Below are 22,442 nucleotides of genomic sequence, written 5' to 3' on the forward strand. Positions count from 1 at the left end.
TTCTGGCTCGTCGTTATTTCTTTTTGCTTCCTGCATCCGCGCGCAGGCAACGCGCGATGAAGTAGGTATACTGCATACAATTCGCAGTGGCCCGGAAGCTTATGAAAACCATCACTCTCTATGACGTCGCTCGCCATGCCGGCGTCTCTTACCAGACCGTCTCCCGCGTGATCAACGATGCGGCCCATGTCTCCACGCGTACCCGGGAAAAGGTGCAGGCGGCGATGGCGGCGCTGCACTACGTGCCCAACCGCGGCGCGCAGCAACTGGCGGGAAAACGCAGCAAAACTCTTGGCTTAATGACTACCGATCTGGCGCTGCATGCGCCGTCGCAAATCGCTTCGGCGGTCAAGAGCCGCGCCGGGCAGGCGGGGGCCAGCGTGATGATCTCAATGGTTGAACAGCACGATGGGCAAAGCTGTGCGGCGGCATTGCAGGAGCTACTGGCGCAACGGGTTGAAGGGGTGCTGATTAACGTCCCGCTCGACGATGCGCTGGCACAGCAGCTGGCGGCGCAGGCTGCACCGGTGCCGGTGCTGTTCCTTGATGTTAGCGACACGGCGTTGGTCAACAGCCTGGTATTTGACGCCCTTCAGGGCGCGCGCCTTGGGGTTGAGCACCTGCGCGCATTGGGGCACCAGCGCATTGCGCTGCTCGGCGGGCCAGAGAGCTCGGTCTCGGCGCGCGCCCGGTTTAGCGGCTGGCTGGCGGCGCTGGAGGAAGTAAAGCTGTCTCCCTTCGCCTGCGCGCACGGAGAGTGGAGCGCCGCCTCCGGATTTGAAAAGGCGCAGCGCTTACTCGCCGGGCCGCAGCTGCCGCAGGCGGTGCTGGTGGCAAACGATCAGATGGCGCTTGGCGTACTGCGCGCCTGCGCAGCGAAAGGTATTGCCGTCCCGGAGCAGATCTCGGTGGTCGGGTATGACGATACCGACGACAGCGCCTGGTTTTCGCCGCCGCTCACCACCGTGCGCCAGGCCTTCAAAGAGGCGGGCGCGCGTAGCGTGGAGTGGCTGCTGGATAGCCAGGCGCAGGGCGACGATTTTTACCAGATGCGCCTGCCGGTCCATCTGGTCGAGCGCCACTCCAGTGCGCCGCTTTCGCAACAAAAAGAGAGCGGTGAAGCGCTGGCCCGACGTCTGCAACAGCTGGCGGAGCAGGTGGCTTTACTCGATCGCCGCTAAGCTTTTGTGATCCTCTTCGCTTTCAGCCGATATGCGCCTTTACCTGTGGCCCGGTTTGCGCCATTGTGCTGAAAATTGTGAGCGCTTCGCAAAAGAGGTTGTTATGCCATCTACCCTTGCTTCATTACTCTCCCGCCGCGACTGGGAAAACCCGGTTGTTACCCAGTGGCATCGCCTGGCGGCGCATGCCCCAATGCGCAGCTGGCGCGATGAAACCGTCGCGCGCGATGAAGGGGACTCAACAGCGCATCGCTCGTTAAACGGATTATGGCAGTTTAGTTTTTTCGCCTCGCCGGAAGCGGTGCCGGAGAGCTGGGTCGAGCAGGATTGCGCCGATGCCGTGGCGATGCCGGTTCCCTCCAACTGGCAGATGCAGGGCTTCGATACGCCCGTTTATACCAACGTGACCTATCCGATCCCCGTTAACCCGCCGTTTGTTCCGCAGCAGAACCCAACCGGTTGTTACTCGCTCACATTTAACGTGGACGCAGAGGCAATCGCCGAGGGGCAGACGCGAATTGTGTTCGACGGCGTGAACTCCGCTTTCCATCTCTGGTGCAACGGGCAGTGGATCGGTTACTCGCAGGATAGCCGCCTGCCAGCGGAGTTCGATCTTAGCGCCGTACTGCGCGCAGGCGAGAACCGCCTGGCGGTGATGGTGCTGCGCTGGTGCGACGGCAGCTATCTCGAAGATCAGGATATGTGGCGCATGAGTGGCATCTTCCGCGACGTCTCGCTGCAACATAAACCGGCGCTGCATATTGCTGATTATCACTACACCACCGCGCTCAACGCTGAGTTTACCCGCGCAACCTTGCAGGTGGCGGTGGAACTGGCCGGGGAGTTTGCCGGATCGCGCGTGACGGCAGTGCTGTGGCGCAATGGCGAAAAGATCGCCTCTGGCGAACAGACGCCCGGCAGCGCGGTGGTCGATGAGCGCGGCAACTGGGCGGAGCGACTGAGCCTGACGCTGCCGGTTGAGTCGCCGCTGCTCTGGAGCGCGGAGACGCCGAGCCTCTATCGCCTGACATTGACGCTTTTCGATGCGCAGGGTAACTGTGTAGAAGTTGAAGCCTGCGACGTCGGTTTCCGCCACGTCGAGATCCACCAGGGTTTATTGAAGCTTAACGGCCAGCCGCTGCTGATCCGCGGCGTTAACCGCCACGAGCATCACCCGGAGCACGGCCAGGCGGTCGATGAAGCGACCATGCGGCGCGATATTGAGCTGATGAAGCAACATAACTTCAACGCCGTGCGCTGCTCCCATTACCCTAATCACCCGCTCTGGTACCGCCTCTGCGATCGCTACGGTCTCTATGTGGTGGATGAGGCCAATATTGAAACGCACGGTATGGTGCCGATGAGCCGCCTGGCGGACGATCCGCGCTGGCTCCCGGCGATGAGCGAGCGCGTGACGCGCATGGTGCAGCGCGACCGCAACCATCCGTCGATCATTCTCTGGTCGCTGGGCAATGAGTCTGGACATGGCGCGAATCACGATGCGCTTTACCGCTGGCTGAAGAGCACCGATCCAACGCGCCCGGTACAGTACGAGGGGGGCGGGGCGAACAGCGCAGCGACGGATATCATCTGCCCGATGTATGCCCGCGTCGACCAGGATCAACCTTTTCCTGAAGTGCCGAAGTGGTCGATCAAAAAGTGGATTGGCCTGCCGGAGGAGACCCGGCCGCTGATCCTCTGTGAATATGCCCATGCGATGGGCAACAGCTTTGGCGGTTTCGCCAAATACTGGCAGGCGTTTCGCGCCGCGCCGCGTTTGCAGGGCGGTTTTGTCTGGGACTGGGTTGACCAGGCGCTGACAAAAATTGGCGAAGATGGGCAGCCTTTCTGGGCCTACGGCGGTGATTTTGGCGATACGCCAAATGACCGACAGTTCTGCATGAACGGGCTGGTTTTCCCGGATCGCACCCCGCACCCGGTGCTGTTCGAAGCGCAGCGCGCGCAGCAGTTTTTCCAGTTCTCTCTGCTCAGCGCTTCACCGCTGACCATGGAAGTGACCAGCGAATACCTGTTCCGCACCAGCGATAACGAAGTGCTGCGCTGGCGCGTTGAGCGGGACGGCGAGGTGCTGGCGCAGGGCGAAACCGCGCTGGTTATTGCGCCGCAGGGCACAGTGCAGATGACGCTGGACCTGCCGGAGCTGACCGCTGCGCCGGGCGAAGTGTGGCTCAACGTCGAGGTTTACCAGCGCGAAGCGACGGCCTGGTCTGCGGCCTGGCATCGCTGCGCCTGGGATCAGTGGCGCTTACCTGCACCACTCTATTTTGCGATATCTGATGAACAGGGCGAGCGCCCGATGCTCGAGGTTAATGATGAAACTTACACCGTTACGCAGGGCAACCAGCGCTGGGCCTTCTGCCGCCAAAGCGGCAATCTGGTGCAGTGGTGGCGCGACGGGCAGAAGACGCTGCTGACACCGGTGACTGACTGTTTTACCCGCGCACCGCTCGATAACGATATCGGCGTCAGTGAAGTGACGCGCATCGATCCCAATGCCTGGGTGGAGCGCTGGAAAGCGGCGGGGATGTACGATCTGCGCGCCGAGCTGCTGAGCTTTGAGGTGCAGGAGAGTGCACAAGAGGTGACGCTGCGCACGATTCACCGCTGGAGCGGTGCCGGGAAAAGCGCCTTTATCAGCGATAAGAACTGGCGTATCGACGCCACGGGCGGCCTGCAGGCGGATATTGCGGTGCAGGTGGCAAATGATATTCCGCCGCCGGCGCGCATCGGGCTGGTGTGCCAGCTTGCCGAGAGTCCGGCAGAGGTGAGCTGGCTCGGTCTTGGCCCCCATGAAAACTACCCGGACCGCAAATTCGCGGCCTGCCAGGGGCGCTGGACGCAGCCGCTGGCGGCGCTACATACGCCCTATATCTTCCCCGGCGAAAATGGCCTGCGCTGCGACACCCGGCTGTTGCAGTGCGGCGCGCATCAGCTGGAGGGGCAGTTCCATTTCTCCCTCGGCTGCTACAGCGACACTCAACTGCGGGAGACGACGCACCACCATCTGCTGCGCGAAGAGGCGGGGTGCTGGCTGCACCTCGACGCCTTCCATATGGGCGTCGGCGGGGATGACTCCTGGAGCCCGAGCGTCTCGCCGGAGTTTATTTTGCAGCAGGAGCGGGTGCGTTATCGCCTGCGCTGGCAGCAGGCATAGACGCCCGTTCCGCGCCGGGCATGTTGTTCCCGCACGACATCGGGTATCTTTACCGGTCTGAGGCTATAACATGCGCCGGTGGCGGTTCACGTTGGGAAGGGGTGGATGAAGAAAAAAGAGTTCGTCACGCAGGATCTGCTCAGCAAAATTTACCAGAACAGCGCGCCAGGCCCGCGCAAACTCCCCCCGGAGCGGCAGCTGGCGCAGGAGTATGGCGTATCGCGCTTCACCATCCGCCAGGCGCTGGAGAAGCTTGCCAGCATCGGCGTGGTGCGCATCGTGCAGGGCTCCGGCATCTGGATTAATGAGCAGGCGCGCAACAACCCACTGGTCTACAACTCCATCACCGAGAAGCGTTTCGATCAGATCCGCTTTCGCATGATAAGCCTGCATAAGAAGCGGCCGAACCGCGATGAGCAGCAGATCTTTGGCCTGAACGATGAGAGCTTTATCTGGCAGTTTTGTCGCCTGCGCTTTGTTGATGAACAGGCGGTGCAGATTGAGATTTCACGTATGCCGGTCGAGGGGTTTGCCGATCTCAATCAGCAGGTGATTGAGCGCTCATTGCAACAGTATGTATTAAGCAAGGGGTATCAAATTTCCCACCTGCTCACCACCTACCGGGCGGTGAACGTCAGCCGCGAGCAGGCCGCGCTGCTGGGCTGCAAAAAGGGCAGCCCGGCGATGCATATCAGCAACCGCGGCATTCTCGAAGGCGGCCAGGTCTACGAGATCAGCGACATTATCGATATCAACTACAGCTGTACCTATGTCATCCCGCATAACCGCGAAAACCTGACCTTCCGCCAGGGCGGCGGCTGAGTTACGGCGTGTGCATAGTGCCGTCGGTGAGACGGCTCTGCGTCCACTCGTGCGGGCGGTAGGTGACGGGCCAGGCGCGTGCCTCCTCTTCGTCAAACCCAACGCCGATGCCCGGTTTCTCCGGCGCATAGACAAAACCCGCTTTCACTTGCGGTGCGCCGGGGAAGACCGCATCGGTTGTGGCGGAGCGCGGAATGTACTCCTGAATCGCGGCGTTATGCAGATGGATATTGAGATGGGTGTTGACCGCCACGGCGATGGGCGTCATATCCCCCGGGCCGTGCCAGGCCAGGCGCACGCCGAAGGCCTGACAGAGCACCGCCAGCTTCAGCGCCGGGGTGATGCCGCCGAGCTGTGAAATATGGCAGCGGATAAAGTCGATGCGGCGGTTCACAATCAGATCGTGCCACTCCGCCGGGTTGTTAAACAGCTCGCCCATCGCCAGCGGCGCGCTGCTGTGCTGGCGCACCTGATCGAGCCAGCCGCTCTGCGCGGGCGGCAGAATATCTTCAATAAAGTAGGGCTGCCAGGGTTCCAGCTGCTTCGCCAGCTGCACCGCCTGCTGCGGGAAGAGGCGCTCATGCACGTCATGCAGGATATGCAGGCTATCGCCATACTTCTCGCGCAGTGCTTTAAACATGGCAACGGTGTTGCGCATATACTCCTGCTGGTCGAAATAGGCGCCCGGCGTCGGGTTGTCCGGCGTTTGCAGCTGCGAAGGCGTGCCGCCATAAAAACCGAGCTGGCAGCGCACATGGCGATACCCCTGCGCCACAAGGTTATCGACCGAGGCGAAGAGTTCGTCGAGGGTTTCGCCGCTGGCGTGGCTGTAGGCGGCGATGGCATCGCGCGACTTTCCGCCCAACAGCTGATAGAGCGGCATTCCGGCCAGCTGGCCTTTGATATCCCATAGCGCCATATCGACGCCGGAGATGGCGTTGTTGAGGATCGGGCCGTTACGCCAGTAGGCATTAACGTTCATCATCTGCCACAGATCTTCAATGTTATTGGCATCGCGTCCAGTCAGCAGCGGTTTCAGGTACTCATCCACCACCGTTTTAACCGCCAGCGGGCGCTGCTGAAAGGTCGCGCAGCCGTGGCCGATAACACCTTTATCGGTGGTTACCCGCACCACGACCAGGTTATGCCTGTCGGGGCGGGTAATAAAACAGTCGATACTCTGGATAAGCGTTGGCGTCACGGGAACTCCTTTACAGCGAAATATAAGCGGGGAATGGTCACTATCTTCACCTTAATTTTGCCGTGAGGTAAACGCTTTTTTCGAATAAATATTTTGGTCAGCTTTGACCTCTTAATAGAATTAAAAACCTGACCAATTTGCGCTTTGTTGCGTTATTGAGTGCTCTCTGGTGGCAAAGTGTGACGGATTTCATATTTTATTGGTTTGTTTTGCTCCCGGCATTTCTCTACCCTTGGTAGCAATCACTAAAACAACACCACATCCGGCAGGAGTTTTTATGGGCACGCAAGAAGCCATCACCAATATTATTCGCCTGGTGGGCGGGCGAGATAATATTCATAACGTCTGGCACTGTATGACGCGCCTGCGTTTCTCGCTGGTGGATGACAATAAAGTGGAGCAGGCGGAGATCAAAAAAGTGCCCGGCGTGCTGGGCGCGCAGCTGCAAAGCGACCAGTTCCAGATTGTGATTGGCCCGCAGGTCAATAGCTGGTACGAACAGCTTCTTGCCGCGCTGGGCGACGCGCCCGCAGCGCCGGCTGCGAAAGAGAAGGGGCGCAAAAGCCTGGTGTCGCTGTTTATGGATACGGTCTCCGGCGTCTTCGGGCCGATTGTGCCCGCCATTGCCGGTGCGGGGATGATCAAAGGGCTGCTGGCCGGGCTGATTGCCCTCAACGTCATCTCGGCGAAAAGCGATACGGTGATCGTTATCGATCTGATTGCCAGCGGCGTCTTCTACTTCCTGCCCTTTTTCCTCGCGGTCTCGGCGGCAAAAATATTCAAGACCAATGAATATCTGGCGGCAGCGGTCGCGGCCTGCCTGATGTACCCTTCGCTTATCGAGGCAGCGAAAGCGCTGGCGGCGCATCAGGAGGGGGCGGTCAGCGCCTTCTGGCTGCTTAACGCTATCCCGGTCTCGGTATTTAACTATTCGGCAAGCGTGATCCCGGTGATCTTCTCGGTGCTGGCGCTCAGCTATATCCATCGCTGGGTGGACAGCATTATGCCGGAGGTGCTGAAAACCGTCTTTACGCCAACATTGACGCTGTTTCTCGGTGCGCTGGCAGCACTGGTGGTGATTGGCCCCATCGGCATCTGGCTCGGCAAAGGGCTGGCGCTGTTTATTGAAGGGCTGTTCAGTATCTCGGCCAGTTTCGCCGGGCTGGTGGTGGGGGCGATTCGCCCGGTGGCCATTCTCACCGGCATGCACCACGCCATGACGCCGATTGCGCTGCAAAACTTCAGCGATCGCGGGTATGACATGCTGATGCCGATGATGTTTATGGCCAATATGGCGATTGCTGGCTCAACCTTCGCCATCTGGCGCTTGAGTAAAGATCGCCAGCAGAAGAGCGTCAGCTTGTCGGCGGCCATCTCTGCGCTGCTCGGCATTACCGAACCGGCGCTGTTTGGTGTCTTAACGCGCTACAAAAAAGCCTTTATTGCCGCCACCGTTGCCAGCTCGCTGGCCTCGGCGTTTATCGCCTTCTTCGGCGTGCGGCTCTACGGCTATATTTTGTCGAGCATCTTCAGCCTGCCGGCCTACATTGGCCCCTACTTTATCTTTGCGCTCTCCGGCGTAGCAATTGCGCTGGTGCTCTCCTTTGCGCTCACCACGCTGCTGCTGGCGAAAGAGGCGCAAAAATAGCTTAACGTCGGTGCGCCAGGCGGCGCACCGATATTTTCACGCCCTCGCTTCCGCTCATCATCCCCACCCATTGACTCCCTCTACCGTTTGCTCTGCCAAACTGTCTGACATTTTGCTTACGCGGGGCAACTAAACGGCACACGCGCTGCTTGAAATGGTGGCACATCTTCGATAGACTTTTGTTATGTTATAACAAAACGGATGAGTGAATTATGCGACCTGATATCCATCCCCATTACCGCACCGTGGTGTTTCACGACACCAGTGCTAACGAATACTTCAAAGTGGGCTCGACGATCCGAACAGATCGTGAAATTGAACTGGATGGGGTGACCTACCCCTATGTCACGATTGAGGTCTCCTCTGCATCGCACCCTTATTACACCGGCAAGCAGAAAGTGATCTCCAACGAGGGTAGCGCGGCGCGATTCCAACAGCGCTATGGCCGGTTCTTTAATGATAAGAAGGCGTAAACCATGCAGGTACTCAATTCATTACGCAGCGCAAAGCAACGCCACCCTGACTGCCAGATTGTCCGGCGCAAGGGGCGCATCTATGTGATTTGCAAATCGAACCCGCGCTTTAAAGCGGTGCAGGGTAAGAAGAAGAGACGCTAAGCGCGAAGCGATGCCAGCGAAGCGCGCTGCTTGCCGTCGGCGGTAAAGTTATCGGCGGCAAGCCAGCGTTGCAGCGCCAGGTCGACGGCAGGCCACTCGCCATCAATAATAGAGAACCAGTCCGTGTCGCGGTTATGCCCTTTACGCACCATCGCCTGGCGAAAGCGTCCCTCAAACTGAAAACCGAGCCGCAGCGCCGCCTGCCGCGACGGTTCATTCAGGCTGTGGCACTTCCACTCATAGCGGCGATAGCCGAGCGTACTAAAGGCGTAACGCATTAACAGCCAGTGCGCTTCCGTTGAGGCTGGCGTGCGGCTGAGCAGCGGCGAAAAATGCACGTGTCCCACCTCCATCACTCCATTCTCGGTATCAATACGCATTAGTGCCAGGCTGCCGACTGGTTTGCCCGTGCGCAGATCAATCACCGCAAACTGGATGGGATCGCGCAGCGCGCAGTTGCTCTCAACCCAGTGACGATATTCTGCTTCGTTTTTTTCCGGCTCGCGGGTAAGCCAGGTCCAGCTTCGGTTATCTTCAGCCTGCTGGTGCGCCTGAAACAGCGCGGAGGCATGATCGACGGTGAGCGGTTCGAGGCGACAGAAGCGGCCTTCGAAAGTGAGACGTTGCGGGAAAGGGCGGGGTTGCCAGTTGGGCACGGCCTCGCCGATAGGTTGTTGATATTGATTGAGCTGGTTCATCGGCTCTCCTTGAGAAGGCGGGTGGCGGTCGGTTTTTATCAGACCACAAATCGCAAAGGAGAGATATTCCTGAAAAAGAGGGAGGAGGAAAAAGCGTGCCGCGCTTTTACGCGCGGCAGCTGCATGCTTAACCGGCAGAGTGCTGAGCTACAGACGCGGTGGGTTGCGCAGACGCCGGGCGGGTGAGGGTATAAATGTCATAAAACGACAGATTACCTTTACGCGTAATCATCTTTTCCAGCTGGGCTTTCTCTTCAGCGCTCACTTTCGGCGACTTCTGGATGGCGTCGATCAGGCTCTGCGGCACAAAGCGCGTGTTGTACCACTCGCCGTTGTAGCAGACGCGGAAGTCGAGCACATCGATATCTTCGAAGCGATAGCGCGGGTAAACATCAAAGAAGAAGAAACCGTTTAGCACGATAAAAAGCACCACCAGCAGCCAGACGGAGCCGATAAGGGTTTCAGATAGCAGCATCACCGCCAGGGTCGCAAAAAAGGCGAGATACATGCCGATAAACAGACCCGGATGGTTGCGAATAAAACTGATGCTGAAGCGCGGTCGGTTGTCCCGTTTCTCGCGCTGGTTGATCTCTTCAATCGTTTCGGTGAGCAGCCGCTGTATTTCTGTCATCTTGGGCCTTTATTGATACTGATTTGCAGGTGGACACGCTATTTTAAGTTGCCGTCCAGTGTGAAAAAAGTAACAGTTTTGCCACAAAAAAAGATAACAGTTACTGTACGGTTACTTCAGCCAGATGTTTAATGATGCGTGCCGGGTTGCCGCCTACTACCACATTCGCAGGCACATCTTTCACCACCACCGCACCGGAGGCAATCACTGCATTATCGCCGATGGTAACGCCCGGATTAATCACTGCGCGTCCGCCAATCCATACATTGTGACCAATGTTAACAGGCTTACCATATTCCACGCCGCTGTTTCGCTCGACAGGATCAAGCGGGTGCGTCGCCGTATATATATGAACGCCCGGCGCCAGCATGCAGTTATCACCGATATGAATTGGGCAGACATCCAACATTACGCAGTCAAAATTGGCGTAAAAGTTTTTGCCGAGAAAAATATTGTAACCGTAATCGCAGCGAAAAGTCGGTTCGATATAAGCCCCTTCACTCTGCCCGAGCAGATCGGCAAGAATCCCTTTACGCTCTGTTTTTTCATCCGGGCTGGAGTGATTGTAACGGTGCAGCAACTGTCGCGCGCGCAGCCGGTCGGCACGCAGAGTCTCATCGCCCGCTCGGTAGGGAAGACCGGCGATCATTTTCTGTTTTTCATCATTCATTTTTTAGAGTGTACCTGGTACGGAGGTTGAACGATTGACTGTGGCAGAAATAACATCTCTTAACATTGAGAAGAATTAGCGAACAAATTTCCACACCGACGAGGGGATTTTGTCATAAAGCTTATTCATGGTCAGTTCTGCCAGGCGATGATCGGCGGCTGAATAAAACACCGTAAGCTCATCGTCGGTGAGTTCGTATTTATTTTTTTCAATAACGCGTTCAAGCGTATCAATTGATTGGCAGCGCCTTAAACGCATCAAATAATCAATTTTTGTTAATGGTTTTTCGGACATGTCTTCACCTTAGTGTTGAAAAATTAACAAGAGTGACTTACTGGATTAGCCTTGCTTACATTGACGAAACTGCGAAACAGCTTGCTACCTGTTTTACGCCATTTCTGTAAGTCGTGTGTATTAATACCGTAACTGCTGAACAACATAAACGTGTCATCAAGGTATTCGTCGATCAATTCAATCAGTTTATTATCTTCATCGTGCTTAATTTTATAATTCAGCGCGAACGTTGCGATATGCTCAATCAGCTCATTTAACTGCAGGTTAATGGCTGATGTTGGATCGTTAACCCACCCATGATGGCTCTCTTTGAGGTTGGTGAGACAGTCATGATGCAACGTTTCGCAGAGAAATTTAAGCTGCGCAATATCATGCCTTTTCGGCGAGTATTCGTCCATAACGCATCCCCTTCTGAGTGGTAATTTTTTTACTAACCAAAGGCTGTTTCAGGATGGGAACTTCTGCTCTGACCAGAGACAAATGCTGATTTATGTTCGTTGATATAACTATAAGCCACTATGAATAGGATTTCATTGAGCTATCACGAAAAATTACAAATAATATCTTTTCCTGCGGAAAAAGCGCCCGTGTACAGAGAAAAGTAACGATGCGAAACGGCTCAATAGGTAGAGAAAGTGATAGTAGTGCCTTACCTTTCATTAAGTTAGCATAGTATGGATTATTCCTGTTATAAGAATATTTTCCTGCCAGGATTTTTCTGACTTAAAGTAACATTAAGAGAAATTAAGATTAATACTGGAAAATATCGCGGCTTCGAAAATACACAGTGATTATATGCCTTATGGTTAATGCATAAATTAATCAGATAAACAATAACGTGTTTAATGATCCGATGAGTTGATAAACATAACAGTTAAAAAATGAAAAGGCCGCTGTGCGCGGCCTTTTCTTATATCAGCAGAGAGGATCAGTGCTGTTCAACCTTGTGGCTATGTTCAACATCTTCGCTGCGGCGGCTGAAGCGGCGGCGAACCACCACAAAGAATACCGGAACAAAGAAGATGGCCAGCACGGTCGCGGTGATCATACCACCCATTACGCCGGTACCTACTGCGTTCTGCGCGCCTGAACCTGCGCCAGAGCTGATAACCAGCGGCAGAACGCCAAGGATAAACGCCAGTGAGGTCATCAGAATAGGACGCAGACGCATACGCACCGCTTCGAGCGTCGCTTCAATCAGCCCTTTGCCCTCTTTATCCATCAGATCTTTGGCGAATTCGACGATAAGTATCGCGTTCTTCGCCGACAAACCAATGGTTGTCAGCAGGCCCACCTGGAAGTAAACGTCGTTGCCAAGGCCGCGGAAGGTCGCCGCGAGCAGAGCACCGATAACGCCAAGCGGAACCACCAGCATTACCGAGAACGGAATCGACCAGCTCTCGTAGAGCGCCGCCAGACAGAGGAAGACGACGATCAGTGAGATGGCGTAGAGCGCCGGTGCCTGGTTGCCGGAGAGGCGTTCCTGATAGGACATGCCGGTCCAGTCGAAACCGATGCCGGTTGGCAATTTACTTGCCAGCTGCTCCATCATATCCATAGCTTCACCGGTACTGCGGCCCGGTGCAGCCTGGCCCAACAGCTCCATTGATGGCAGACCGTTGTAACGCTCCAGACGCGGTGAACCATACTCCCAGTGCGTGGTTGAGAAGGCGGAGAAGGGCACCATCTGACCGTCCGTCGCGCGGACATACCAGTTGCCGATATCATTTGGCAGCATGCGGTATTTCGCCTGCGACATAACGTAAACTTTCTTCACGCGACCGCGGTCGATAAAGTCGTTCACGTAGCTACCACCCCAGGCTGCGCCCAGCGTGGTGTTGATGTCGCTAATCGACACGCCCAGCGCCTGCGCCTTCTCCTGATCGATATCAATCTTGAACTGCGGCGTGTCTTCCAGACCGTTCGGACGGACACCCACCAGCAGATCCGGATGCTGCGCAATTTCGCCGAACAGCTGGTTACGCGCCTGCGTTAACTTATCGTGACCGAGGTTGGCCTGGTCAATCAGCTGGAAGTCGAAGCCGGTAGCGGTACCCAGCTCAACAATCGCCGGCAGGTTAAAGGCGAAGACCATCGCATCTTTAATCTGCGAGAAGTGCGCGCTGGCACGACCGGCAATTGCCGGGACTTTGTTCTCGTCACCCGCACGCTCATCCCAGTTTTTCAGCGAAACGAACGCCAGACCGGTGTTCTGCCCGCGGCCGGAGAAGCCGAAGCCGTTAACGGTAAAGACCGAGTTAACGTTGGCTTTCTCATTCTCCAGGTAGTATTTCGTCACTTCGTCCAGCACCTTCTGCGTACGCTCTTGCGTCGCGCCGGCAGGCAGCTGGGCCATGGTCAGAAACACGCCCTGGTCTTCATCAGGCAGGAACGAACTCGGCAAACGGACAAACAGCACCGCCATGCCCGCAACGATAACGATATAGAGCAGCAGATAACGACCGGTGCTGCGCAGGATATTGCCCACGCTGTCGGTGTAGTGGTGCGTGCTCTTATCGAACATGCGGTTAAACCAGCCGAAAAAGCCTTTTTTATGCTCGCCGTGATCGCCTTTGGCGACCGGTTTCAGCATGGTGGCGCAGAGCGCCGGCGTCAGAATCAACGCGACAATCACCGACAGCACCATCGCGGAAACAATGGTAATGGAGAACTGACGATAGATTGCGCCGGTAGAGCCGCCGAAGAAGGCCATCGGAATAAATACTGCCGACAGCACCAGCGCAATACCCACCAGCGCGCCCTGAATCTGATCCATCGAACGCCGGGTTGCCTCTTTGGGCGGCAGACCCTCTTCCATCATCACACGTTCGACGTTCTCCACCACCACGATGGCATCATCCACCAACAGGCCTATCGCCAGCACCATACCAAACATGGTGAGGGTGTTTATCGAGTAGCCGAAGGCGTTAAGGATGGCAAAGGTACCCAGCAGCACCACCGGCACCGCAATGGTCGGGATCAGCGTCGCGCGGAAATTCTGCAGGAACAGATACATTACCAGGAAGACCAGTACGATCGCTTCAACCAGCGTTTTAACCACTTCGTTAATGGAGATCTTAACAAACGGCGTGGTGTCGTACGGGTAAACCACTTTCAGACCGTGCGGGAAGAAGGGTTCAAGGCCGGCGATTGTGGCGCGGACCGCTTCTGCGGTATCCAGCGCGTTCGCACCGGTCGCCAGTTTGATACCTAAGCCGGCAGCGGGTTGACCATTAAAGCGCGCGACAACGTCATAGCTTTCGCCGCCCAACTCAATCTTCGCCACGTCGCGCAGGCGAACCTGCGAACCATCGCTGTTAACTTTCAGCAGAATTTTGCCGAACTCGTCGGTCGAGGTGAGACGGGTCTGCGCGATGATCGAGGCGTTCAACTGCTGCCCTTTCACCGGCGGCGTACCGCCCAACTGCCCGGCCGCGACCTGGGCGTTCTGCGCTTTAATAGCCGCAATCACGTCTACTGGCGTGAGCTGGAAATTATTAAGCTTGTTCGGATCCATCCAGATACGCATCGCATACTGCGCGCCGAACAGCTGAACGTCACCCACGCCGGTGGTACGGCTGACCGGATCTTTAATGGTCGCGCCCACGTAATCGGCAATATCTTCCTGCGTCATTGAGCCATCGGTACTGATCATCCCGAGTACCATCAGGAAGCTACTGGACGATTTCTCAACGCTCACGCCCTGTTGCTGCACTTCCTGCGGCAGAAGCGGCATCGCCAGCTGCAGCTTGTTCTGCACCTGAACCTGCGCGATATCCGCATCGGTACCGGAATCAAAGGTGATGGTGATCTGGACCGTACCAGAGGAGTCACTGGTCGAGGACATGTAGAGCAGGTTATCGATACCGTTCATGTTCTGTTCGATAACCTGCGTTACGGTGTCCTGCACCGTTTTCGCATCAGCACCTGGGTAAGACGCGGTGATCTGAACCGCAGGTGGCGCAATCGTTGGATACTGCGCCACCGGCAATTTGAGGATCGATAGCGCCCCCGCCAGCATGATGATAATCGCGATAACCCACGCAAATATGGGGCGATCGATAAAAAACTTAGCCATGTCTTAACGGCTCCTGTTTAAGTTAAGACTTCGGTTGCTCTGACTGGCCGTTGGCCTGGGCTTGCTCTTTCTTGTCAGATGTCACTTCCTGGGCCTTGACCTGCACGCCAGGTTTGACTTTTTGTAACCCTTCGATGATCACGCGATCGCCACTTTTCAGGCCATCGGTAACCAGCCACTTGTCGCCAATGGCCTGGGTCGCGGTGATATTGCGGATTTCAACTTTGTCGCCTTCGCCCACTACCATCGCCGTTGCGTCACCGCGCGGCGTACGGGTCACACCCTGTTGCGGAACCAGCAGGGCGTTCGGGTTAACCCCTTCTTCCAGCTTGGCGCGCACGAACATACCCGGCAGCAGCGTGTGGTCCGGGTTCGGGAACACGGCACGCAGAGTGATAGAACCGGTGGTCTGATCGACGGTTACGCCCGAGAACTCAAGGGTACCGGACTGGTCATACTTAACGCCGTCGTTAGTGACCAGTTCCACTTTCGCTTTGCCGTTATCCTGCTTCAGTGAACCGTTCGCCATCTCCTGCTTGAGGCGCAGGAAATCGTTGCTGGACTGGGTGACATCGACATAGATCGGGTCAAGCTGCTGCACGGTAGTCAGCGCAGTAGTTTGCCCGCTCTGCACCAGCGCACCTTCGGTAACGGTAGAGGTACCGGTGCGGCCGCTAATCGGAGAAGTGACTTTGGTGTAAGCCAGGTTGATGCGCGCGTTCTCGACCGCAGCTTTCGCGGCGATAACTGAAGCATTAGCCTGCTGCGCGTCCGCCTGCGCCGTGTCGTAATCTTGTTGGCTGATGTACTTAGTGCCCAACAGTTTCTTATAACGGTTCAGGGTCATCTGGGCGATATTCGCCGCCGCCTGCGCTTTGGCTAAATCGCCTTTCGCGCTGTCGTAGGCGGCCTGATAGGTCGCTGGATCAATTTGATAGAGCGAGACACCCGCTTCGACGTCACTGCCTTCGGTAAAGTTGCGCTTCAAAATAATGCCGCTAACCTGCGGACGGACTTCAGCAATGCGATAAGCAGTTGTGCGACCCGGCAGTTCTGTGGTGATTTGCAGAGGTTCCGCTTTCACCGTTACCACGCCGACTTCCGGCGCCTGGCCGGCTCCCTGCTGCTGTTGCGCAGGTTTATCGTCACATCCTGTAAGCGCTAAGCTGCCCGAAAGCATCAGAACGACCGCCAGAGGCGTTAGCCCTCTGTTTATGTTCATATGTAAACCTCGAGTGTCCGATTTCAAATTGATCAATGGATCAAAGGCCCAAAAACCCATTGCTGCGTTTATATTATGGTCGTGCTATGGTACAAACATTCACAAATGTATGTAAATCTGACTCCTGTAAATTCACCGACATATGGCACGAAAAACCAAACAACAGGCGCTTGAGACGCGACAACACATTCTTGATGTCGCCATGCGGCTGTTTTCCCGGCAGGGCGTTTCATCAACTTCGCTGGCTGAAATTGCGCAGGCGGCAGGAGTAACTCGCGGCGCGATTTACTGGCATTTCAAAAACAAGTCAGATTTGTTTAATGAAATTTGGGAACTGTCGGAGTCCAGTATTGGAGATCTTGAAACTGAGTATCGGGCAAAATTCCCTGGCGATCCACTCTCAGTATTAAGAGAAATATTGGTTTATATCCTTGAAGCCACGGTTGTCGAAGAGCGGCGTCGCCTGATGATGGAGATCATCTTCCATAAATGCGAGTTTGTCGGCGAAATGGCGGTGGTGCAGGAGGCGCAGCGCGATTTATGTCTGGAGAGCTACGATCGTATCGAAACCACGCTCACCGAATGTATTCAGGCAAAATTGCTGCCCGCTAATCTTTTAACGCGCCGCGTGGCGGTGCTGATGCGCGCCTATGTTTCCGGGATTATGGAAAACTGGCTCTTTGCGCCGCAATCTTTCGATCTGAAAAAAGAGGCGCGCGCCTACGTCGCTATCCTGCTGGAGATGTGCCAGTTCTGCCCGACGCTACGCGACGAAACGCCTGCTCTCAAAGCATAAGCCGGCCGCCAGGATTTCTCCTGGAGGCCGCTCACTCTTCTAGGTAGTTGTCTGCGTGCGTGATATTCTTCGCGCGTGGCTATCCCGGCCGCTTTCCCGAACAGACAACGATCGCTCAAATTATGTTGCACATCAATCGCACACCCAACCCGTTCGCAGCATTTGCCGCCGCACTGTTTCTTCTTTTTATTAGCTTCTCAAGCCTGGCGGCGTCCGCGCAGAGCGGAAGTGATTTGCCTTCGCGCAATGAAGTGCAAAATCAGCTCGACGCACTCAATAAACAAAAAGAACACTCCGCGCAGGAGAAGCAGGTTATTCAGGATCTCAACGAGACTCTGGATACGCTGGATAAGATCGACCGCGTCAAGCAGGAGACCGCGCTGCTGAAGCAAAAAGTGGCGCAGGCACCGGAACAGTTGCGCCAGGCGACCGATGCCCTCAACGCGCTGAATGATAAAGACAGCGATGAGGAGACGCGCAAAACCCTTGCCACGCTCTCATTACGTCAGCTGGAGTCGCGCGTTTCGCAACTGCTTGAAGATCTGCAAACCGCGCAGAACGATCTCTCCAACTACAATAGCCAACTGGTGTCGCTACAGACGCAGCCGGAGCGCGTGCAGAACGCGATGTACAGCGCCTCGCAGCAGTTGCAGCAGATCCGCAACCGCCTGAACGGCACGGTCGCCGGTGAAGGCGCATTGCGCCCGACGCAGCAAACGCTGTTACAGGCCCAGCAAACCCTGCTTAATGCGCAGATTGAACAGCTGCGCAAAAGCCTGGAAGGTAATACCACCTTGCAGGATACGCTGCAGAAGCAGCGGGATTACGTCACCGCAAACAGTAATCGCCTCGAACACCAGCTCCAGCTATTGCAGGAAGCGGTTAACAGCAAGCGTCTGACGCTGACAGAAAAAACGGCGCAGGAGGCGGTGACGCCGGACGATACCGCGCGTATTCAGGCGAACCCGCTGGTGAGCCAGGAGCTGGAGATTAACCACCAGCTGAGCCAGAAGCTTATTGAAGCCACCGAAAGCGGCAACGCGCTGGTGCAGCAGAATATCAAAGTGAAGAACTGGCTCGATCGCGCCCTGCAATCCGAGCGCAATATTAAAGAACAAATTTCGGTGCTGAAGGGGAGCCTGCTGTTGTCGCGCATCCTCTATCAGCAACAGCAGACGCTGCCCTCAGCCGATGAGCTGGAGGACATGACCAACCGCATTGCTGATCTGCGTCTGGAGCAGTTCGACATCAACCAGAAGCGTGACGCGCTGTTCCAGAACGAGAACTTCGTCGCCAAACTGGAAGAGGGCCACCAGAGCGAAGTTAACGATGAAGTGCACGACGCGCTACTGCAGGTGGTCGATATGCGCCGTGAGTTGCTCGATCAACTGAACAAGCAGCTCGGCAACCAGCTGATGATGGCCATTAACCTGCAGGTCAATCAGCAGCAGTTGATGAGCGTGTCGAAAAGCTTGCAGGAGATCCTGACCCAGCAAATCTTCTGGGTAAACAGCAACAAGCCGATGGACTGGGAGTGGATCAAAGCCTTCCCGCAGACCCTGCGCGATGAGATCAAGGGCACCCACATTACCGTTAACTGGGAAAAGGCGTTGCCGGCGGTGGCGATCGCGTTCCTCGCCGGGTTGCCGCTGCTATTGATTGCCGGGCTTATTCGCTGGCGTTTGCGCTGGCTGAAAAAGTACCAGGCGAAGCTGGCGGAGCAGGTTGGGCAGCTACGCAGCGACAGCCAGCTGCATACGCCAAAAGCGATCCTTATCGATCTGATCCGCGCCTTGCCGGTCTGCCTGCTGATTCTGGCGGCGGGGCTGATTCTGCTGACCATGCAGCTCAATATCAGCGAGCTGCTGTGGGCGTTCAGTAAGAAGCTGGCGCTCTTCTGGCTGGTCTTTGGCCTGTGCTGGAAAGTGCTGGAGAAAGAGGGCGTTGCCGTCAGCCACTTTGGCATGCCTGCTCAACTGACCAGCCACTGGCGGCGGCAAATTGTGCGCATCAGTCTGGCGCTGCTGCCGCTCCACTTCTGGTCAGTCGTCTCTGAGCTGTCGCCGCTGCATCTGATGGATGACGTGCTCGGGCAGTTTGTCATTCTGCTGAACCTGCTGGTGATCACCGCGCTGGTGTGGCCGATGTTCCGCGAAAGCTGGCATGACAAAGAGTCGCACGCGCTGCGGCTGGTCACCGTTACGGTGCTGGCGATTGTGCCGATTGCCTTAATGGTGCTCACCGCCACCGGCTATTTCTACACCACGCTGCGCCTTGCCGGGCGTTGGATTGAAACCGTCTATCTGGTGATTATCTGGAATCTGCTCTACCAGACGGTGCTGCGCGGGCTGAGCGTGGCGGCGCGGCGTATCGCCTATCGCCGCGCGCTGGCGCGTCGGCAGAATATGGTGAAAGAGGGCGCGGAAGGCGCCGAGCCGCCGGAAGAGCCGACCATTGCGCTGGAGCAGGTTAACCAGCAGACACTGCGTATCACCATGCTGGTGATGGTGGCGCTGTTTGGCGTCGTCTTCTGGGCAATTTGGTCAGATTTGATCACCGTCTTCGCCTACCTCGACAGCATTACACTGTGGCACTACAACGGCACCGAAGCGGGAGCGGCTGTGACCAGGAGCGTCACCCTCGGCAGCTTGCTGTTTGCGATTATCGCCTTCGTGGTGGCCTGGGCGCTGATCCGCAACTTACCGGGTTTGCTGGAGGTGTTAGTCCTGTCCCGGCTCAATATGCGCCAGGGCTCCTCCTACGCCGTCACCACTATTCTGAACTATGTCATTATCGCGGTCGGGGCGCTCACAGTCTTCGGATCGCTCGGCGTTTCATGGGATAAGTTACAGTGGCTGGCAGCGGCATTGTCGGTCGGTCTCGGCTTTGGGTTACAGGAGATCTTCGGTAACTTTGTCTCCGGCCTGATTATTCTGTTTGAGCGCCCGGTGCGCATCGGCGATACCGTTACCATCGGTACCTTCTCCGGCACGGTCAGCAAGATTCGCATCCGTGCGACAACCATCACCGACTTCGACCGCAAAGAGGTGATTATCCCGAACAAGGCCTTCGTGACCGAGCGGCTGATCAACTGGTCGCTCTCCGATACCATCACCCGCGTGGTGATCCGTATCGGCGTGGCCTACGGCTCCGATCTTGAGAAAGTGAAGAAGGTGCTGCTGAAAGCGGCGATGGATCACCCGAAAGTGATGCACGACCCGGAACCGGCGGTCTTCTTTACCACCTTCGGCCCGAGCACGCTGGATCACGAGCTGCGTCTCTATGTGCGTGAACTGCGCGACCGCAGCTATACGGTGGATGAGCTTAACCGCACTATCGATCGCATGTGCCGGGAAAACGACATCAATATCGCCTTTAACCAGCTCGAAGTGCATCTGCACAATGAGAAGGGTGATGAGTTAACGGAAGTGAAGCGCGAGATAAAGGGCGACGATCCGACCCCTGAAGCGCCGTAATGGCTAGCCCCTCTTCCTCAGGGAAGGGGGGCTGCTTGCTGTAACTGCTTGTGTTCAAAATCCCGTTTGACGATCTCCAGCGCTTTTAACACCAGATCGGGGGCGATCTCATGCTGTTCAAGCAGCATGATCAGATCGACCGCCAGCTTGATCTCATCCGGGGCATTTTCCAGCGACATCTTCTCTCCTTGGTTAACGGGTTAAGCGCGCCAGCACGCGTTCAATATTCTCCAGCGCTTTACGGCAGCGGCCGAGCCGGGCATCGAGCGCTTCCACCTCTTTATGCAGCTTCTGCTGCTCGGCCAGGGTAGTGACCGACGCTAAACGCGCGTTACGCTCATTTTTCATCGCCTGCAGGCGGCGCTCATACTCCTGGTGCTGCAAGCGCCGCCGCTGCCAGCGCGTAATGCCGGGCGAGGCGTTATCCCACAGGCGCAGCGGCCAGACGGCGCTCTCCCGCGTCAGCGCGGCGATTTGCGCGCTTAAATGCTCCGCAAGCCAGAGCGCCTGCGGCAGATGGTTGCGCGCCACCGTCTCGCGCAGCGCCGCCAGGTTTTTATCGGTCTCATTAAGATAAGCACGCATGCGCGTATCTTTTGTCTGAAAAAGGTGGCGATCAAAACGGGCGCTGACGGTGAAGTGATCCGCCAGCGGCGCGGCCTGCTGGCGTAACCGGGCGAGTTGCTGCTCCAGCCTCTCTAAAAGCGCATCGCTTTTCATCTCTCATTCCCTCTTTTTCACGGCGATTATGGTACATTAGCCGCTTATTCCGGCAACGATTAGCACTATGCAACGCACTATTTTAATCATCATTGGCTGGCTGGCGGTAGTGCTCGGCACGTTGGGTGTCGTTCTGCCCGTTTTACCGACCACCCCTTTTATTCTGCTGGCCGCCTGGTGTTTTGCCCGTTCGTCGCCGCGTTTTCATCACTGGCTGCTCTACCGCTCCTGGTTTGGCGGTTATCTGCGGCACTGGCAGCAATACTGCGCCATGCCGCCCGGCGCCAAGCCGCGGGCGATTGGCATTACGCTTTTGACCTTCGCCATCTCGCTCTATTTTGTGAAGATGATGTGGGTGCGCGTTTTGCTGCTGATCATCCTCGCCTGTCTGCTGATTTTCCTGTGGCGGATACCGGTGGTTGATGCAAAGCAACAAAAAACCTAATGCGCTGCGATGGCAGTTGCAATTCTCGCTCACTGCCAGTAAATTCGAGCGTTTTCGAGCACGGGGTGGGCTGGTTAAAGTTTAATCAGAGGCCAATTGAGCCTTTCTCACATGTCCCGTGAGTAATACCGTTTCTATCAGGCAAATATCCATGACAGCGACTGCGCAGCAGCTTGAATTTCTTAAAAACAGCATCAAAAGCATTCAGGATTACCCGAAGCCGGGCATCCTGTTCCGTGATGTCACCAGTTTGCTGGAAGACCCGAAGGCCTACGCCCTCAGCATTGAACTGCTGGTTGAGCGTTACAAAAATGCCGGGATCACTAAAGTTGTTGGTACCGAAGCGCGTGGCTTCCTGTTCGGCGCGCCGGTGGCGTTAGGCTTGGGCGTTGGCTTTGTGCCGGTGCGTAAGCCGCGTAAATTGCCGCGTGAAACCATTGCCGAAAGCTATGAGCTGGAGTACGGCACCGATCAGTTAGAGATCCATGTCGATGCGATCCAGGCTGGCGACACCGTGCTGGTGGTCGACGATCTGCTGGCAACTGGCGGCACCATCGAAGCGACAGTGAAGCTGATCCGCCGTCTGGGTGGCGAAGTCACCGACGCGGCGTTCATTATCAATCTGTTCGACCTGGGCGGCGAAGAGCGCCTGAAAAAACAGGGTGTTACTAGCTACAGCCTGGTTTCGTTCCCGGGGCATTGATCCCGCGTACCTTCATCCCTCACGCCTGAGGGATGAAGTGCATTCTCAGCCGATGCTGTGTTAGC

General features: G+C 56.4%; 20 protein-coding genes. 10 read left to right on the top strand and 10 right to left on the bottom strand.

Features of this window, described 5'->3' with window-relative positions; genetic code table 11:
* Window positions 1–101: 101 nt before the first annotated feature.
* The 3 genes from HF650_RS05875 (at window position 102) to HF650_RS05885 (ending at window position 5,178) form a co-directional block, all read left to right on the top strand.
* A complete protein-coding gene (locus HF650_RS05875; RefSeq protein ID WP_187801570.1) occupies window positions 102–1,181 on the top strand; it encodes a LacI family DNA-binding transcriptional regulator in 1,080 nt (359 codons plus the stop codon).
* Between the two features lie 103 nt (window positions 1,182–1,284).
* Complete coding sequence (locus HF650_RS05880; protein ID WP_187801571.1) at window positions 1,285–4,356, top strand: beta-galactosidase; 3,072 nt, start codon at window positions 1,285–1,287, stop codon at window positions 4,354–4,356.
* A 105-nt stretch (window positions 4,357–4,461) separates the two neighbouring features.
* The gene (locus tag HF650_RS05885; RefSeq protein WP_187801572.1) at window positions 4,462–5,178 is read left to right on the top strand and encodes a GntR family transcriptional regulator; all 717 of its coding nucleotides are present in this window, start codon (window positions 4,462–4,464) and stop codon (window positions 5,176–5,178) included.
* Between the two features lies 1 nt (window position 5,179).
* Here HF650_RS05885 and HF650_RS05890 read toward each other — a convergent pair whose 3' ends face one another.
* A complete protein-coding gene (locus HF650_RS05890) occupies window positions 5,180–6,379 on the bottom strand; it encodes an enolase C-terminal domain-like protein (protein ID WP_187801573.1) in 1,200 nt (399 codons plus the stop codon).
* A gap of 277 nt (window positions 6,380–6,656) precedes the next feature.
* On the opposite strand from HF650_RS05890, the gene HF650_RS05895 reads away from it, so the two are divergent.
* The 3 genes from HF650_RS05895 to ykgO all read left to right on the top strand — a co-directional run bounded on the left by HF650_RS05895 (window position 6,657) and on the right by ykgO (window position 8,644).
* A complete protein-coding gene (locus tag HF650_RS05895; RefSeq protein ID WP_187801574.1) occupies window positions 6,657–8,027 on the top strand; it encodes a PTS transporter subunit EIIC in 1,371 nt (456 codons plus the stop codon).
* A gap of 212 nt (window positions 8,028–8,239) precedes the next feature.
* Entirely contained in the window at window positions 8,240–8,500 is a 261-nt protein-coding gene (locus tag HF650_RS05900) for a type B 50S ribosomal protein L31 (RefSeq protein ID WP_187801575.1), read from the top strand.
* A 3-nt stretch (window positions 8,501–8,503) separates the two neighbouring features.
* Complete coding sequence (gene ykgO / locus HF650_RS05905) at window positions 8,504–8,644, top strand: type B 50S ribosomal protein L36 (protein WP_023478279.1); 141 nt, start codon at window positions 8,504–8,506, stop codon at window positions 8,642–8,644.
* Here the strand turns inward: ykgO and HF650_RS05910 are convergent.
* The 7 genes from HF650_RS05910 to acrA form a co-directional block, all read right to left on the bottom strand.
* Window positions 8,641–9,342, bottom strand: a complete 702-nt coding sequence (locus HF650_RS05910) for a GNAT family protein (protein WP_187801576.1) — start codon at window positions 9,340–9,342, stop codon at window positions 8,641–8,643. The two genes, ykgO and HF650_RS05910, sit on opposite strands and share 4 nt — an antisense overlap.
* Before the next feature lie 127 nt (window positions 9,343–9,469).
* On the bottom strand, window positions 9,470–9,973 hold the full coding sequence (locus HF650_RS05915) for a YlaC family protein (RefSeq protein ID WP_187801577.1): 504 nt from the start codon (window positions 9,971–9,973) through the stop codon (window positions 9,470–9,472).
* Between the two features lie 100 nt (window positions 9,974–10,073).
* On the bottom strand, window positions 10,074–10,643 hold the full coding sequence (maa, locus tag HF650_RS05920; protein WP_187801578.1) for a maltose O-acetyltransferase: 570 nt from the start codon (window positions 10,641–10,643) through the stop codon (window positions 10,074–10,076).
* A 75-nt stretch (window positions 10,644–10,718) separates the two neighbouring features.
* A complete protein-coding gene (locus tag HF650_RS05925) occupies window positions 10,719–10,937 on the bottom strand; it encodes an HHA domain-containing protein (protein WP_023478287.1) in 219 nt (72 codons plus the stop codon).
* A 23-nt stretch (window positions 10,938–10,960) separates the two neighbouring features.
* Window positions 10,961–11,335, bottom strand: a complete 375-nt coding sequence (gene tomB / locus HF650_RS05930) for an Hha toxicity modulator TomB (RefSeq protein ID WP_187801579.1) — start codon at window positions 11,333–11,335, stop codon at window positions 10,961–10,963.
* 530 nt (window positions 11,336–11,865) lie between these two features.
* Window positions 11,866–15,015 (bottom strand): multidrug efflux RND transporter permease subunit AcrB, encoded by a 3,150-nt coding sequence (gene acrB / locus HF650_RS05935; RefSeq protein WP_187801580.1) that lies wholly within the window; start codon window positions 15,013–15,015, stop codon window positions 11,866–11,868.
* Window positions 15,016–15,037: 22 nt separating this feature from the next.
* Complete coding sequence (acrA, locus tag HF650_RS05940; RefSeq protein WP_187801581.1) at window positions 15,038–16,237, bottom strand: multidrug efflux RND transporter periplasmic adaptor subunit AcrA; 1,200 nt, start codon at window positions 16,235–16,237, stop codon at window positions 15,038–15,040.
* Between the two features lie 142 nt (window positions 16,238–16,379).
* Between acrA and acrR the strand changes: the two genes are divergently transcribed.
* Together acrR and mscK are read left to right on the top strand one after the other, a co-directional pair.
* The gene (gene acrR, locus HF650_RS05945; protein ID WP_187801582.1) at window positions 16,380–17,033 is read left to right on the top strand and encodes a multidrug efflux transporter transcriptional repressor AcrR; all 654 of its coding nucleotides are present in this window, start codon (window positions 16,380–16,382) and stop codon (window positions 17,031–17,033) included.
* A gap of 122 nt (window positions 17,034–17,155) precedes the next feature.
* Entirely contained in the window at window positions 17,156–20,509 is a 3,354-nt protein-coding gene (mscK, locus tag HF650_RS05950) for a mechanosensitive channel MscK (protein ID WP_187801583.1), read from the top strand.
* 17 nt (window positions 20,510–20,526) lie between these two features.
* Here the strand turns inward: mscK and rsmS are convergent, their stop codons facing one another.
* Together rsmS and priC are read right to left on the bottom strand one after the other, a co-directional pair.
* Complete coding sequence (rsmS, locus tag HF650_RS05955; protein ID WP_187801584.1) at window positions 20,527–20,688, bottom strand: pleiotropic regulatory protein RsmS; 162 nt, start codon at window positions 20,686–20,688, stop codon at window positions 20,527–20,529.
* Between the two features lie 13 nt (window positions 20,689–20,701).
* Window positions 20,702–21,229 carry a primosomal replication protein N'' gene (priC, locus tag HF650_RS05960; protein WP_187801585.1) on the bottom strand — a complete coding sequence of 176 codons (528 nt, stop codon included), beginning with the start codon at window positions 21,227–21,229 and terminating at the stop codon, window positions 20,702–20,704.
* Between the two features lie 67 nt (window positions 21,230–21,296).
* Between priC and HF650_RS05965 the strand changes: the two genes are divergently transcribed.
* Together HF650_RS05965 and apt are read left to right on the top strand one after the other, a co-directional pair.
* Window positions 21,297–21,674, top strand: coding sequence for a DUF454 family protein (locus HF650_RS05965; RefSeq protein ID WP_187801586.1), 378 nt, complete (start codon window positions 21,297–21,299; stop codon window positions 21,672–21,674).
* A 151-nt stretch (window positions 21,675–21,825) separates the two neighbouring features.
* Entirely contained in the window at window positions 21,826–22,377 is a 552-nt protein-coding gene (gene apt, locus HF650_RS05970) for an adenine phosphoribosyltransferase (protein WP_187801587.1), read from the top strand.
* Window positions 22,378–22,442 lie beyond the last annotated feature (65 nt).

This window comes from Kosakonia sp. SMBL-WEM22 (genome assembly GCF_014490785.1).
Taxonomy (GTDB): Bacteria; Pseudomonadota; Gammaproteobacteria; order Enterobacterales; family Enterobacteriaceae; genus Kosakonia.